The following is a 13,580-nucleotide window of genomic DNA, read 5'->3' as shown; positions in this document are numbered from 1 at the left end:
CGCCAGTTTACGGGAGGCCCGGCGCAGCTGCAGGACGAGCGGCCCGGCCCGCTGCGGAGCGCCCGGTGTCCGTCAGGCGCCGGCGGGCAGGAGGCGGGCGAAGTGGTGCGCGGCCGGGTACATCGGCACGATGTCGACGACCTCGCCCGGGTGCGGCGCCTGGAGGACGAGTCCCTGGCCCAGGTAGATGCCGACGTGGTCCTCGTTGTCGTAGACCACGAGGTCGCCGGGCTTCGCCTCCGACTCGGGGATGGTCGTCGCCGCGGCGTCCTGCGTCGGGACGTAGTGCACGAGCGGGATCCCGACGGCGGCGTACGCGACCATCGTCAGCCCCGAGCAGTCGATGCCGGAGTGCGAGGCGCCGCCCTCGACGTACGGGTCGCCCAGGTACTGCAGCGCGGTCGCGAGGATCGTCGCGCGGTCACCTCCGGCGGACAGTGCCGCCGAGATCGCCGACTCGGCCTGCGCGGTGGTGACGCCGAACCGCGTCACGACGGTCGGGTAGGAGACCACGGTGGTCGTGGTCGAGACGCCGTCGATCGCGGTCACGGGCACCTCGACGTCGTGCGCCACGGTGTAGGTCTGCAGCTCGGTGGCCGGGACGCCGGCCAGTGCGGTCTGCGAGGTCGTCGTGCCCGAGTGCGCCTCCGTCGACGGGGTCGCCGCGTTCGCGGGGACGGCCAGCGTCAGGCTCGAGGTCACCGCGAGCGCCGGAGCGAGGAGGATCGCGGCGCGCTTGGCGTTCGCGGCACGGCGGACGTGCCGCGGATCGAGGGCCCGCTCGGCCTTGAGCGACGCGGTGCGGGACAGCACGGCGGAACCGGCGGCCGCGACGGGTACGGGACGCATCGCGACGACGCGGGCCCGCTTGGTCGGCTCGACGAAGGTCGACCGAGCGGCTGCGGGGCCGAGGGCCGAGCGACGACCGCGCGGACGGCGGAGCTCCGGGTCGGCCGCGGCGGGGGTCGGGGTGGGAGCGGCGGGTGCGGGCAGCGCCTCGGCGTGCTGGCTGTCGGCTGCTGCGGGCAGAGCGTGGCGTCCCATGGTTCCTTCCGTCGCGACCTCGGGAGAGGCGGCTCGGACCTCCCCTGGAGGGGTGGCCCGAGAAAGTAACGTATTGGTCACGGAGGACCCCGTTGCTGGGCGGTCCCGGCGTGTTCCTGCGGTTGGTCACAGGAATCGCCGCTCCTCGCAGCGTCCTCGGACGCGCCGCGCGGCCCCGGACCCGGCCGTCAGTCGGCCGTGTGCCGCATGACGGCCGCGATCCGGGCCTCCCGGTCGGACGCGAGGCGGTCCAGCCGCGACGCGACCTGCCGGACCGACGCGTCCACCGGGCTGTCCCCCGAGATGTCCCCCGGGAGCGCTTCGCCCGCGCGGAGGGCGAGGGGCAGGACGCCGGCCCAGACGGTGTGGTCCTCGCCGTCGTCGGGCGCCTCCCCGACGCCGGCGGCACGGACCTTCACGCTCGCGCGGTCGAGCGGGAGCTGGAGGACCTGGGTGGCGCGGACCTCCTTGGTGGTCATCTCGCGGACCTCTGCGCGGCGCCCGGGCATGAGGTGTTCGGAGACCTGCCACAGCGCTTCGGCCCGGCGGTCCTCGGGTACGACGGTCGCGCGGCCGACGACCATCGCGCTGCGGTAGTTCGCGGAGCTGTCGAAGGTGCTGCGGGCGAAGACGATGCCGTCGACGTGCGTGACCGTCGCCGCGACCTCGACGCCCTCGATGCCGGCGTCGAGGAAGAGGCCTCCGCCGGTCGATCCGTGGAGCAGCAGGACGGGCCCGTCCCCGAGGTCGCCGACGCCGCAGAGGAAGGGGAGCACGATCGGGTGGCCGTCGCGGACGAGGCCGACGTGCGCCACGAGGGCCTCGGCGAGGACCGCGCGCAGGGCCTCGGGGTCGGTGAGCTGGCGGTCGCGGAGGCGCCGGACGGTGAGGGACGGGGTGGTCATGCGGCAACGCTAGGGTCGGGACTGGATCAGCACGTGGTCCAGATCGAGGGTGACGGAGTGGACCAGTCGGTGGGCAAGGTCGCAGCGGTCGTCGCGCGCGTGCGGGACCTGGTGGACCGTGGTGTCCTGCGCGACGGGGACCGCGTGCCGTCGACCCGGGCCATGGCGGCGGAGCTCGGGGTCGCCCGCGGGACGGTCGTCGCGGCGTACGACCAGCTCGACGGTGAGGGATGGATCCGGACGAGGCCCGGAGCAACGGCAGTGGTCGTGGCCGGGACGGCGACGGCGGCAGCGGGAGCCGGGGCCGCATCCGCGGTGCCGGCTCCGGCTGCAGCGGCGGGCGCAGCGGGCGCGTCTCCGCTCGAACGCAGGGAGTCCGCCGGCGCACGGATGATCGACGCTCGCCCGGGCATCCCCGCCGTGACGTCGATCACACCGCGTGACTGGCGCGCGGCGTGGCGTGCCGCGGCCGACGCCCCGCTGCGCGACGGACTGTCCGACCCGCTCGGCCTGCCGGAGTTCCGCGCGCAGGTCGCCGCGCAGCTCGGACTCCTGCGCGGCTTCGCGCCGGACCTCGACCGGGTCGTGGTCACGGCCGGCACCTCGGACGCGATCTCGACCCTCACCGAGGGGCTCCGGAACCACCTCGGGCGGGCGCCGCGGGTGGCCGTCGAGGACCCCGGCTACCCCACCGGGCGGCACGCGGTCGTCTCGGCCGGCGGCGTCGTCGTCGGGGTCCCCGTGGACGAGGGCGGGCTCGACCTCACCGCCCTCGCGGCGCTGCCGGCCGTGGACGCGGTCATGGTGTCGCCCACGCACCAGTACCCGCTCGGCTCGGTGATGCCCGTGGCCCGCCGCCGTGCCCTGCTGGACTGGGCTGGACGGACCGGCACGCTGGTCGTCGAGGACGACTACGACTCGGAGTTCCGGCACCGGGGCCTCCCCGTGCCCGCACTCGCGGCGCTCGACACCGCTGGTAGCGTCCTCCACCTCGGCGGGTTCTCGAAGACGCTCGACCCGCGCCTCCGGTGCTCGTGGATGGCGCTGCCCGCCGTCGTCGACGCGCGGGCGGACGCGATGACGGCGGCGCGCCGGGCGCGGGGTCCGGTGGTCGCCGAGCCGGTGCAGGTCGCGTTGGCGTGGCTCCTGCGGAGCGGTGCGTTCCGCAGACACCTGGGGCGGGTCCGCCGTGCGGCCGCACACCGCCGCGAGCAGATCGTCGCGCGGCTCGGCGCGACGGGCGCATCCGGCGCGTCGGGCGCGTTCGGCTCGACGGGCTTGTCCGGCACTTCCGGCACCTCCGGCACGTCCGGCACGTCTGGCACATCCGGCCTGGAGGCACGTGCCCTGGACGGCGGGCTGCACGCGGTCATCACGTGGTCGGGCCCGGCGACCGGCCGGACCGTCGTCGCGCGGATGGCGGAACAGGGCGTGCTGGTGGCGGCGCTCGAGGACTACGGCGTGACGCCGGCCAGCGTGCCGGAGGGTGTCGTGCTCGGGTACGGCGCGCTGACGACGCTCGAGCTCGGCCGTGCGCTCGACGTGCTCGTGGCGGCGGTCGACGGGTAGGACCGGACCGCCCCGCGACCGTCGCAGGGACGGCGGCGCGCGCGGCTCAGCCGCGCAGGTGGTCCCGCACGCGCTCCTGCACCGCCGCGGCGTCGTGGTGCGCCCACACGGCGAAGTGGGTCCCGCCGGCCAGCCGGATGAGCTCGGCGCCGGGGACCTCGCGCAGTGCCCGCTCGCTGTGTTCGAGGAGGACGTCGGTGTCGGCGTCCCCGTGCACGAGCAGCGTCGGCGCCCGGACGGCCCCGAGGTCGAGCGTCGTGATCGCGCCGAGGTTCGCCACGTCGTTGCGCCAGCCGTCGCGGTGTGCGCCGGAGCTGTTGCCGGTGGCGGCGAGGTCGAGCATGAAGCGCCGACGACCCGGGTCCGCCATGACGTCGCGGACGTGCGCGTCGAGGGCGGCCCCGCGCAGCGAGCTCTCCCCGGCGATGGCCGTCCGGACCACGAGCCCCGGGACGATCCGGGCAGCGAGCGCGGAGGCGACGGCTCCGACCCGTGTCTGGGTGACGAACCACTCCGCCGGCGACGTCCGGGGTGGCGTCCAGCGTCCGGAGAGACCGGCCGCGACGACGAGCGAGGAGACCCGGTCGGGGTGCCGGACGGCGAGTCGGTACGCGCTCGGTCCGCCGCCGGACCACGCGAACACGCCGACCCGCTCGATGCCGAGCCGGTCGAGCAGTGCGACGGCCCGGTCGGCGTCGTCGTCGAGGCTGCTGCGGCCGTGGCGGACGGGCGTGCCGAGGTACCCCGGGCGCGAGACCGTGACGACCCGGAACCCCTCCGACGGCAAGAACCGTGCCATCACGTCGGCGGTGTCGACGCCGCCCGGGGTCCCGTGCAGGACCAGGACGGGTGCGCCCTCGCCCCGGACGCGCACGACGTCCCGGCGGAGTGTCCGCGCGTGACCGTCCGACGTCGGTCCGGTGCGGGTGTCGGGCTGCATGCCTCGACGCTAGCCTCGCCTCGCCGTGGGCGTGCCATGGATCGGTGATGGATCACCCTGGAGCCGTCGGGTGCGGGCCCGGTCGGTCAGCGCAGCGCTGTCCGCCCACGGAGGCGGAGGGTCTCCGCGGGGTACTCCCCGAACTCCTCGTGGTACGCCCCGGAGAAGCGCCCCATGTGCTTGAAGCCGCACGACAGCGCGACCGCCGCGACCGACGAGACGTCCGGGTCGGCGAGCTGCAGCCCGAGCCGGGCCTTCTCGAGGCGGATGTCCCGGAGGAACGCCATCGGGGTGACACCCTCGTGCTTCTGGAACGCCTCCTGCAGCGTCCGGACGCTCACACCGGCGGCCTCCGCGATCTCGGGCACCGTGAGCGGGCGGTCGAAGCGGGCGTGCATGAAGGTCTTCGCCCGCTGGACGGTGGTGGCGTGTGGCCCGGCGACGTGACCGTCCGGCATCGGCTCGAACGCGGCGAGGACCGCCTCGGCGAGCATGAGGTCGAGCGCGTCGCGGGCCTCCCCCACGGTGGAGCGGTCGAGCAGTGCGGGTGCGACGGCGCGGACGACCTCCTGGAGCGGCGCGAGTCGGTCGGGCTCGACGACGACCGGGAGGTTGAGCGGTCTCGGCGCGGCGTCCGAGTCCTTCGTCGCGACGGCCTCGAGGAAGTCCGCGCCGAAGTGGACGAAGTGGTGCGTCCCGGCGACGGCGTCGATCGCGAACTCCCGTCCGGTCGGGAAGGCGACGGGGACGGCCGGGTGCATCGTGACCGGATCCGGGCCGTCCGGGTCGATCACGCTGCCGCCCTCGACGGCCCACGTGAGCACGTACTGGCGTTCCGGGTGCAGCACGCCCGTGAACCGGGACGTCGTCGAGGCGGTCCGCAGACTCACCCGACCATCGCTCATCGCTCGGTAGCGCAGCCGGAACCCCGCGTGGTCCGTGAAGCGGAGGTGCCGTCCGTTGTGGACGTCCCGCAGCAGGGCGGTCGCCTCGTCCGGGTCGGTGACCGTGTGGACGACGTCCTGCACGGCCGCGCGCCGCCGGTCCGTCGTTGCCGGCGTCACGTGCGGCTCGTTCCGCCGGTGGCTCGCGACCAGCTCAGGTCGGCCAGCGTCGGCGGGGCCGCCGGCTCCTCGACCGCCCATCCGCGCCGCGCTGCCTTGCGGAGGTGCCGGTACGTCGTGATCCGGACCGGATCGACTGCTCGGTTCGACTCGTACTTCGTCATGGTGCGCTCCCTGGACGACATCATGGCGTCCAGGACACGGCATACCGACTAGTCGATTTGCGCATCCCCTGGACACGAAACGGACTTGTTGCTATGGACTGACGGTACGCGGCGAGCGGACCGCACACACCGATACGGCGTCCAGCCTGGCCGGATCCGCGCGTTCCGGATGTCCCCCGCACGGGGGTCGTCACCCGCGACCGGTGATCGGACCGGAGGCGCGGGGCGGCGCCGCCACGCGCCTCCGATCCGACGGTGCGACCGCCGCATTGTTTGCATACAATGCAAACATGCTGATCACCGTCGATCCGTCGGCCCGCGCCTCGCTGGCCGAGCAGGTCGCGACCCAGGTGCGCGTCGCGATCGCCCGCGGCGACCTCACGCCGGGCGACCGTCTCCCGTCGGCCCGCGACCTCGCCGCGTCGATCGACGTCAACATGCACACGGTGCTCCGCGCGTACGCGCGGTTGCAGGAGGACGGGCTCATCGAGCTGCGGCGCGGTCGTGGAGCGACCGTGCTCCGGTCCGGGAACGCCTCGTTCGACCGGCTCCGCGACCTCGTCGAGGAGCTCCGTGACCAGGCGGAAGCCCTCGGGGTGCCGCTCGACGAACTGTTCACGATGCTGCAGGGGGCACGATGACGACCACACGGACGACGATCGGGACACGACTGGCGGTGGTCGCGCCGAACGTGGTGGCGCTCCTGGCGCTCGCGGTGACGGGAGCGGTCGCGGCGCCGCGGTTGCCGGACCGGATCGCGACGCACTTCGGCGGTGACGGCCGAGCGGACGGGTTCGGGTCGCCGTGGCCGTTCTTCTGGGTGACGCTCGCGGTCTGCGCGGCGTCGGCCGTCGCGGTCGTGCTCGCCCTCCGAGCACGGGACCGCCGGACGGGGGCGCTGCTCGTGCTCGTCGCCGCGCTGCTCGGTCCGGTCGTCGCCGCGGCGTGGATCGTGGTCGCGGTGGTCGCACTGTCGGGCCGCGAGCGCTTCGAGCTGTGGTGGACGCCGCTGTTCCTCGGCGTCGGCGTGGTCGCGGCGGCGGTGTCCGTCCCGCCGCTGTGGCGGTCGGCGGCTCCGGTCCCGGTCCGCGAGTCCCGTCCACTCGACGTCGGACCGGAGGCCCGGGTGGCCTGGCGGTCGCACGTCGGGAGTCCGTGGTTCGCAGCGCTGGGCCTCGTCCTGCTCGTGCTCGGCGGTGCGTCGGTGTTCTGGACGGCGATGACGAGCGGCGGATCGGCGGCGTTCCCCGCGGCCGTGTCCGCGTTCGGCGGCGTCGCGCTGCTCTGGCTTGCCCGTGTCGAGGTCACCGTCGACCGTCGCGGGCTCCGGGTGACGTCGGCGTGGACGCGGATCCCGGTCATGCGGGTGCCGCTCGACCGCATCGATTCGTGCGGCTGGGAGCAGGTCTCGCCTGGCCAGTGGGGCGGATGGGGGTACCGCGTCTCGGGCCGGGGCATCGCGTACGTCACGCGGTCCGGGCCGGGGATCGTGGTGCGGTTGCGGGGCGGGGGCGCTCGGGTGGTGACCGTTGCCGACGCCGAACGAGGTTCGGCGGCCCTGGGCGCGTTGCTCGCGCGCACGTCGGCCTGAACCCGGTCGCAGCACGGGGAACGCCCCGCCGGAAGGGGGTCGGCGGGGCGTTCCGGTACGAGCGGACGCGGATCAGCGCTTGACGGCGTCGATCTTCAGCATCTTGGCGATCACCGAGTCGAGCTCGCTGTCGTCGAAGACCTGCTTCCAGTCCTCCTTGATCAGCTTCTCGCGGCCGTATCCCATCGCGATGTGGCAGGCGTCCGAGAACGGGTTCGAGCCGCGCAGGCCGTTCGTGAGGGCGATCCAGGTGTGGCCGTAGAGCATGGCGCGGGCGGCCTCACGGGGCACGCCGACGCCCGTGACGGTCTCCTCGAGCGCGTCGTTGAGGAAGTCGCCGATCATGCAGGCGATGGTCTCGACGAGGGTCGGCTCGAGCACGGCGAGCTGCTTCACGGTGACCCAGTGCACCTGGATGACCGGCGCGTACATGGTCGCGATGACGGCCTCGGCGACGGCCTGCGCGCTGCCGTCCGCGTCACCGAGCGACTCCGAGGCGTCGAAGGCGGCGATGACCTCCTGCGGCGCGGCGATGCCGCCGAAGGTGTCGTCCCACTCCTCCTTCGTGGTGCGCTCGAGGAAGACCGACGGGTGGCACGGGTGCGCCACGGCGTAGTGGACGTCCTCACGCTTCGCGAGCAGACCCGCGTACGCGGCGGCGGGGTCGAGGGTCAGGATCGTCGCGCCGGACTTCATGACCGGGACGAGCTGCTCCGAGATGCTGCCGAGCAGGACGTCCGGGACCGCGAGGATGACGACGTCGGCGGCCTTCGCGGCGTCGAGGCTGTCCGTCAGCGACCGGCCGAGCGCCTGGATGCGCTCCTGACCGACGGGCGAGGCCTCGCTGTAGAGCGTCGTGTACTCGCTCTTCGCGAAGTTGTTCGAGACGCGGGTGCCCATCTTGCCGCCGGCACCGATCACGGCGACGGTGACGTCGGCCGTGCCGGACCCGGCAGCGACGGTGTGCGTGGTGGTGGCGGTGTCGGTCATGATTCCTTGCTCCTGATGTGGTCGATGGTGTGCTGGGTCCACTCCGCCTCGGTGCGGGTGGTGGTCTCTGCGGGGGTCTCGTCGCCCTGGGCCTGCGCTCCGGCCGTGGCGTCCTGCCACGGGAGCCAGAACTCGACCACGCGGTTGATCCCCCGGGTGTGCGGGTCGATGACGGCTCGGACGCCCTCGTAGTCGAGGAGCCCGGTGCCCGTGCGGACGCCCGTGTACTGGAAACCGACCCAGCCCGGCGAGCGGGTGAACGCGGCGTCCTTGACGTGCCAGTTGCGGACGTAGGGCGCCGTCAGCGCGACGACCTCCGCGGGCCGTTCGAGCCGCGCGACGGAGTTCGCGGGGTCGAGGCAGATCCCGAGGTGCTCGGAACCGATCGTCTCGACGACGCCGACAAGCTCCGCAGTCCCGACGACCTCGTACGTCTCGAGAGCGAGGGTCACGCCCGCCCGTTCGTACGCGGGCAGCGCGGTCCGCAGCCGCCGCTCCGTCTCGGCGGCGTCGGGCTGGTCGTCGCCGCTCGTCCACATGCTCCGCACGAGGGTCGCGCCGAGCTGTTCGGCGACGTGCAGGTACCGCGCGAGGTGGTCCGGGTGCGTGCCGCGGGTGCCGACCTCGAGCGTGAGGCCGAGGTCGTCGGCCAGGGTCCCGATCGCCGCGAGCCGCTCGTCGGACGCGGTGTCGAGCGGGAGGTGGTCGCAGATCTGGAACAGGTCGACGCCGTCGTGGGCGGCTGCGTCGCGCATCGCGTCGTCGAGCGACATCGGGTCCGGGACGCGGTCGGACATGCGCCAGAAGAAGGCGTAGGTGGACAGGCCGAGCAGGGACGTCATGCGCGCACCCCCTGCTCCTGCAGGGCGAGCACCTCGTCGAGGATGGTGGCGATCGCGGCCGGGTCGTGGGCGAACCGTCCGAGGAACAGCCCGCCGATCCGGCCCCGCCCCCGGGTCAACAGGCCCGGTCCGGCGCTGCCGCCGTAGATCACCGTGCTGCCGGCGAGCTCCGGCCGCGTCGTCAGGTGCTCCTCGATGCCCGCGAGGACCTCGACGATGTGCTCGTCCGGCGCGGGCGCCGGCGCACCGATCGCCCACACGGGTTCGTAGGCCACGATCAGCGGGCCGGCGAGACCGTCTGCGGTCGCGGCGGCCAGCGACCGGTCCAGCTGCGCGGTCACCTCCACGATCGCGTCCGCACTGGAGGCACGGTGCGGCTCCCCGACGCAGACCAGCGGCCGCAGGTGGTTGCGGTACGCCGCGTGCACCTTCCCCGCGACCTCGTCGTCGGTCTCGTGGAACAGGGAGCGCCGCTCGGCGTGCCCGATCTCGACGAGGTCGACCCCGATCTCACGCAGCTCGGCTCCGGAGACCTCCCCGGTGAACGCGCCCTCGTCCGCCCACGACAGGTCCTGCGCGCCGAGCAGCAACGGGGCGTCGCCGATGACCTGCCGCACGGGGACCAGCGCCGGGAACGTCGGGACGACGAACAGCTCGACCGCTCCCGACCGCACCCCAGAATGCGTTCGTGCGAGTTCCACGACCGCGGCCGTCCACTCGAGGGTCCGGGCATGCGAGAAGTAGGTCTTGAGCGACACCCCGACGAGCGTCACGGTGCGTCGGTCCCGACCGGGGCGGATCCGTCGTACTCGCAGATCGCGGCGACCTTCTCGGCGCTCGCGCTCGAGGTGTCGAAGGTGTAGCCGAGCCACTCCTTCGCCATGCGTCGCGCAACCTCGACGCCGACGACCCGCTGCCCCATGCAGAGCACCTGCGCGTCGTTCGAGAGGATCGAGCGCTCGACGCTGAAGGAGTCGTGCGCGGTGACCGCCCGGATGCCGGGGACCTTGTTGGCGGCGATCGCGACCCCGAGCCCCGTTCCGCAGATCAGGATCGCGCGGTCGGCCTCGCCGTTCGCCACGAGCCGGGCCGCGGCGACGGCCACGTGCGGGTAGGCGGTGTGGCCGTCCGCGTCCACCCCGACGTCGACCACGGACACGACTCGGGGGTCGGCCTCGAGGTCGCGCTTGATCGTCTCCTTGTACTCGAGGCCGGCGTCGTCGGAGCCGACGACGAGACGGAACTGCTGCGCGGGCTGCTCGGTGTCAGGCATGCTGCTCTTCCTTCTGCGGGGTGAGGGTCGCGAGGACCGCTGCGGTGATGAGGGCGAACGAGATCGCACCGGCGTCCGGCGTGCCGACCGCGTCCTCGCCGTGTGTGCGGGCACGGCCCTTGCGCGGGAGGAGGTCGGCGGTCGCGCTGGCGGCCGCGGTGGCCGCTGCCGAGGCGGCCGACCAGGCGGTGACGAGGTCGTCCCCCGCCGCGACACGCGTGGACAGGACGTCGTCGAAGGGCACCAGGGCGTCCACCATCGTCTTGTCACCGACGACGGCGCCGAAGGCCAGGACCGCCTCGGTCGCGGCGTTCACCGCGTCCCGGACGGTGGCCGGTGACGGACGCGACTCGTCCCCGATGACGCGGCCCAGTGCCTCCAGGGCGGCTCCCCAGATCGCGCCGGACGTGCCGCCGGCCTTGTCCGACCAGGCGTCCCCGGCGATCGCGAGGACGCTGCCGGCACCGGCGCCGCGCTCGACGGCGTCGTTCGCGGCGGCGGCCGCTGCGGTGGAGCCGCGTTGCATCCCGATGCCGTGGTCGCCGTCGCCGGCGACGGCGTCGATGCGGCCGAGTTCGTCGACGTGGTCGTCGACGGTCGCCCGGACCGCGTCGATCGCGCGGGCCACGACCGCCGCCGAGCGGCGGGACTCCTCGGAGCCGACTGTGACCGGGGCCTCGGTGCCGGCGACGATCTCCTGCTCGGACACCGGCTCAGCGGGCACGGCGCCGCCCTTCCGGTAGGCGGGACTGTCAGCGGGTGCTGCCCAGAGGTCCTCGAGTTCGTCGTCGAGCCAGAGGAGGGTCAGCGAGACGCCGGCCATGTCGAAGCTCGTGACGAGTTCGCCGACCTCGGGCTCCACCACGACCGCGCCGGCCGCCACGAGCAGCCGGACGACGCTGCCGAAGACGACGAACAGCTCCTCGTACTTGACGCTCCCGAGGCCGTTGAGGATCGGCACCACCCGGGCTCCGGACGGCTCGACACCGGTGGGGAGCTCGGCGAGCAGGCGTTCGACGAGCAGCTCCGCGAGACCGGCTGCGCTCGGGACGTCCGCCTCCGCGATGCCCCGCTCGCCGTGGATGCCCATGCCGATCGCCATCCGTCCCTCCGGCACCGTGAAGAGCGGCTCGTCGGCCCCCGGGAGCCCGCAACCGGAGAAGGCGACACCGAAGCTCCGCGTCCGGTCGTTCGCGCGCGCTGCGAGGGTGGCGACCGCGTCGAGATCGTCCCCTCGCTCGGCTGCGGCACCGGCGACCTTGAACACGCAGAGGTCGCCGGCGATCCCGCGACGCTCGTCCGCCCGGTCCGCCGGTGCGCTGGCGACGTCGTCGGTCACCCGGACGGTGCGGACGGGGACGCCGCGGGCCTCGAGGGTCCGGGCGGCGGCGTCGAAGTTGAGCACGTCGCCGGCGTAGTTGCCGTAGGAGAGGAGGACTCCCCCACCGTGGTCGACAGCGGCCGCCACCGAGGTGACCTGTTGGGCGCTCGGGCTGGCGAAGAGGTTCCCCATCGCCGCGCCCGCCGCGAGGCCGTGCCCCACGAGGCCGCCGAACGCCGGGTAGTGCCCGGAGCCACCGCCGACGACGAGGGCGACGGTGCCGTCAGGGCTCGTGGTGGCGCGGGCGACCCCGCCGTGCACCTTCCGGACGCGTGCGCGGTTCGCGGCGACGAACCCGTCGACCATCTCGTCGGCGAAGTCCGCCGGGTCGTTGTACAGCCGGGTCATGCGCGGGTCTCCGCCCGCTCGGCCTCGACCGTGCGGATGCTGCCGGTCAGCTCGCCCTTGCTGCGGCGGGCGAGCACGACCATGAGGACGCTCGAGAGCAACATGAAGAACCCGACCACGAACATCGGGAGCTGGTAGCCGCCGGTGACGTCCTTGAGCGCGCCCGTGATGTACGGCGCGGCGAACCCGCCGAGGTTGCCGAGCGTGTTGATGAGCGCGACGCCCGCAGCGGCCGCAGCACCCGACAGGAACCGGGTCGGCATGGTCCAGAAGTTCGGGAGGGCGGCGAAGATCGCGCACGCCGTGACCGCGATCACGGCGACGGTGGCCGCCGGCGAGTTCATGTAGAGCGCGACCGGGATCGACAGGCCACCGACGAGGGCAGGGACCGCGATGTGCCAGACCTGCACCCCGCGACGGAACGCGTCACGTGACCAGAAGTAGAGGACCACCGCGGCGGGGACGTACGGGATGGCCGTGATGAGGCCCTTCTGGAACAGGTCGAACGTGGTGCCGAACTGCTGCTGGAAGCCGTCGATGATGGTCGGGAGGAAGAAGCTCAGCGCGTAGAGGCCGTAGATGAAGCCGAAGTAGACGCCGGCGAGCATCCAGACCCGGCCGGAGCCGAACGCCGCCTTGAGACCGCCCTTCGCACCGTGCCCGTCCCGCTTGTCCTTGTTCTCCGTGGCGAGCGCACCCTCGAGCCAGGTCTTCTCGTCCTCGTCGAGCCACTTCGCCTGGGACGGCTTGTCCTTGAGCACGAAGAGGCACAGGACACCGACGACGATCGCCGGGATCGAGACGCAGAGGAACATGAAGCGCCAGCCCTCGAGGCCGCCGAGGACGCCTTCGTGGGTCATGAGCCAGCCGGCGAGCGGCGAGCCGATGACGCTGGTGAGCGGCTGCGCCAAGTAGAACAGCGCGAGCATCTTGCCGCGGTGGCGTGCCGGCACCCAGGTGGAGAGGAACAGGATCGCGCCCGGGAAGAACCCAGCCTCGGCGACACCGAGCAGGAAGCGCAGACCGACCAGCTGCGGGTAGTTCTGCACCCAGGTGAAGAGCAGCGACACGATGCCCCACGTGATCATGATGCGGGCGAGCCACACGCGCGCACCGAACTTGTGGAGCGCCAGGTTCGACGGGACCTCGAGCACGAGGTAGCCGATGAAGAAGACCCCGGAGGCGAAGCCGAACTGCGCTGCGGTCAGGCCGAGATCGGCTTCGAGGCCGTTCGGCGCGGCGAACGAGATCGCGGTGCGGTCGAGGAAGTTGATGAAGAACATCAGTGCCACGAAGGGCACGATGCGTGTCGCGATCTTGCGGATGGCCGAACGTTCGACCGCCGAGGTCGGGATGCCTCGGGTCGCGGGGATGTCCACGGTGACTCCTGCTCTGGGGGATGGTCCGGCGCCGCTGCGCGCCGGTTCCCGGGGGCGCTGCTGTGCGCCGGTACCGGTGGGCGCTGCTGC

Annotated in this window: 14 protein-coding genes; 3 read left to right on the top strand and 11 right to left on the bottom strand. The window is 73.3% G+C overall.

Going from position 1 to position 13,580, the window contains the following annotated elements; all coding sequences use genetic code 11:
* Positions 1–72: 72 nt before the first annotated feature.
* Together ABC270_RS08145 and ABC270_RS08140 are read right to left on the bottom strand one after the other, a co-directional pair.
* Positions 73–1,044 (bottom strand): C40 family peptidase, encoded by a 972-nt coding sequence (locus ABC270_RS08145; RefSeq protein WP_412880318.1) that lies wholly within the window; start codon positions 1,042–1,044, stop codon positions 73–75.
* Between the two features lie 188 nt (positions 1,045–1,232).
* On the bottom strand, positions 1,233–1,949 hold the full coding sequence (locus ABC270_RS08140; protein WP_412880317.1) for a pyridoxamine 5'-phosphate oxidase family protein: 717 nt from the start codon (positions 1,947–1,949) through the stop codon (positions 1,233–1,235).
* A 33-nt stretch (positions 1,950–1,982) separates the two neighbouring features.
* On the opposite strand from ABC270_RS08140, the gene ABC270_RS08135 reads away from it, so the two are divergent.
* Positions 1,983–3,518 carry an aminotransferase-like domain-containing protein gene (locus tag ABC270_RS08135; RefSeq protein ID WP_412880316.1) on the top strand — a complete coding sequence of 512 codons (1,536 nt, stop codon included), beginning with the start codon at positions 1,983–1,985 and terminating at the stop codon, positions 3,516–3,518.
* A 46-nt stretch (positions 3,519–3,564) separates the two neighbouring features.
* On the opposite strand, the gene ABC270_RS08130 is transcribed toward ABC270_RS08135, so the two are convergent.
* The 3 genes from ABC270_RS08130 to ABC270_RS08120 all read right to left on the bottom strand — a co-directional run bounded on the left by ABC270_RS08130 (position 3,565) and on the right by ABC270_RS08120 (position 5,686).
* Complete coding sequence (locus ABC270_RS08130) at positions 3,565–4,458, bottom strand: alpha/beta fold hydrolase (protein ID WP_412880315.1); 894 nt, start codon at positions 4,456–4,458, stop codon at positions 3,565–3,567.
* Between the two features lie 86 nt (positions 4,459–4,544).
* Positions 4,545–5,522 (bottom strand): helix-turn-helix transcriptional regulator, encoded by a 978-nt coding sequence (locus tag ABC270_RS08125; protein ID WP_412880314.1) that lies wholly within the window; start codon positions 5,520–5,522, stop codon positions 4,545–4,547.
* Positions 5,519–5,686: a hypothetical protein gene (locus ABC270_RS08120; protein ID WP_412880313.1), complete on the bottom strand. Its 168-nt coding sequence runs from the start codon at positions 5,684–5,686 to the stop codon at positions 5,519–5,521. Before ABC270_RS08120 ends, ABC270_RS08125 begins: the two co-directional genes overlap by 4 nt.
* Positions 5,687–5,976: 290 nt before the next feature.
* Here ABC270_RS08120 and ABC270_RS08115 point away from each other — a divergent pair, with 290 nt between their 5' ends.
* Both ABC270_RS08115 and ABC270_RS08110 read left to right on the top strand, forming a co-directional pair.
* Entirely contained in the window at positions 5,977–6,327 is a 351-nt protein-coding gene (locus ABC270_RS08115; RefSeq protein ID WP_412880312.1) for a GntR family transcriptional regulator, read from the top strand.
* On the top strand, positions 6,324–7,277 hold the full coding sequence (locus ABC270_RS08110; RefSeq protein WP_412880311.1) for a DUF1648 domain-containing protein: 954 nt from the start codon (positions 6,324–6,326) through the stop codon (positions 7,275–7,277). The genes ABC270_RS08115 and ABC270_RS08110 overlap by 4 nt, the downstream gene beginning before the upstream one ends.
* A gap of 72 nt (positions 7,278–7,349) precedes the next feature.
* Here ABC270_RS08110 and ABC270_RS08105 read toward each other — a convergent pair whose 3' ends face one another.
* From ABC270_RS08105 to ABC270_RS08080, 6 genes are read right to left on the bottom strand one after another with little or no spacing between them, the layout of a single operon-like run.
* A complete protein-coding gene (locus ABC270_RS08105; RefSeq protein ID WP_412880310.1) occupies positions 7,350–8,267 on the bottom strand; it encodes a phosphogluconate dehydrogenase C-terminal domain-containing protein in 918 nt (305 codons plus the stop codon).
* The gene (locus ABC270_RS08100; protein WP_412880309.1) at positions 8,264–9,109 is read right to left on the bottom strand and encodes a sugar phosphate isomerase/epimerase family protein; all 846 of its coding nucleotides are present in this window, start codon (positions 9,107–9,109) and stop codon (positions 8,264–8,266) included. The genes ABC270_RS08105 and ABC270_RS08100 overlap by 4 nt, the downstream gene beginning before the upstream one ends.
* Positions 9,106–9,882, bottom strand: coding sequence for a triose-phosphate isomerase family protein (locus ABC270_RS08095; protein ID WP_412880308.1), 777 nt, complete (start codon positions 9,880–9,882; stop codon positions 9,106–9,108). Before ABC270_RS08095 ends, ABC270_RS08100 begins: the two co-directional genes overlap by 4 nt.
* On the bottom strand, positions 9,879–10,382 hold the full coding sequence (locus ABC270_RS08090; protein WP_412880307.1) for a ribose-5-phosphate isomerase: 504 nt from the start codon (positions 10,380–10,382) through the stop codon (positions 9,879–9,881). The genes ABC270_RS08095 and ABC270_RS08090 overlap by 4 nt, the downstream gene beginning before the upstream one ends.
* Complete coding sequence (locus tag ABC270_RS08085; protein WP_412880306.1) at positions 10,375–12,111, bottom strand: dihydroxyacetone kinase family protein; 1,737 nt, start codon at positions 12,109–12,111, stop codon at positions 10,375–10,377. The genes ABC270_RS08090 and ABC270_RS08085 overlap by 8 nt, the downstream gene beginning before the upstream one ends.
* Positions 12,108–13,490, bottom strand: coding sequence for an MFS transporter (locus tag ABC270_RS08080; RefSeq protein WP_412880305.1), 1,383 nt, complete (start codon positions 13,488–13,490; stop codon positions 12,108–12,110). Before ABC270_RS08080 ends, ABC270_RS08085 begins: the two co-directional genes overlap by 4 nt.
* Positions 13,491–13,580: the final 90 nt, after the last annotated feature.

The organism is Curtobacterium phoenicis (genome assembly GCF_047238015.1).
Taxonomy (GTDB): domain Bacteria; phylum Actinomycetota; class Actinomycetes; order Actinomycetales; family Microbacteriaceae; genus Curtobacterium.
This window is presented reverse-complemented; position numbering and strand designations above follow the sequence as displayed.

What these genes read in the sequence shown, in the direction of transcription:
- ABC270_RS08090 (WP_412880307.1), bottom strand. Translation starts at nt 10,382, where the DNA reads ATGCCTGACACCGAGCAGCCCGCGCAGCAGTTCCGTCTCGTCGTCGGC.
- ABC270_RS08110 (WP_412880311.1), top strand. Translation starts at nt 6,324, where the DNA reads ATGACGACCACACGGACGACGATCGGGACACGACTGGCGGTGGTCGCG.
- ABC270_RS08085 (WP_412880306.1), bottom strand. Translation starts at nt 12,111, where the DNA reads ATGACCCGGCTGTACAACGACCCGGCGGACTTCGCCGACGAGATGGTC.
- ABC270_RS08140 (WP_412880317.1), bottom strand. Translation starts at nt 1,949, where the DNA reads ATGACCACCCCGTCCCTCACCGTCCGGCGCCTCCGCGACCGCCAGCTC.
- ABC270_RS08105 (WP_412880310.1), bottom strand. Translation starts at nt 8,267, where the DNA reads ATGACCGACACCGCCACCACCACGCACACCGTCGCTGCCGGGTCCGGC.
- ABC270_RS08100 (WP_412880309.1), bottom strand. Translation starts at nt 9,109, where the DNA reads ATGACGTCCCTGCTCGGCCTGTCCACCTACGCCTTCTTCTGGCGCATG.
- ABC270_RS08145 (WP_412880318.1), bottom strand. Translation starts at nt 1,044, where the DNA reads ATGGGACGCCACGCTCTGCCCGCAGCAGCCGACAGCCAGCACGCCGAG.
- ABC270_RS08115 (WP_412880312.1), top strand. Translation starts at nt 5,977, where the DNA reads ATGCTGATCACCGTCGATCCGTCGGCCCGCGCCTCGCTGGCCGAGCAG.
- ABC270_RS08120 (WP_412880313.1), bottom strand. Translation starts at nt 5,686, where the DNA reads ATGACGAAGTACGAGTCGAACCGAGCAGTCGATCCGGTCCGGATCACG.
- ABC270_RS08130 (WP_412880315.1), bottom strand. Translation starts at nt 4,458, where the DNA reads ATGCAGCCCGACACCCGCACCGGACCGACGTCGGACGGTCACGCGCGG.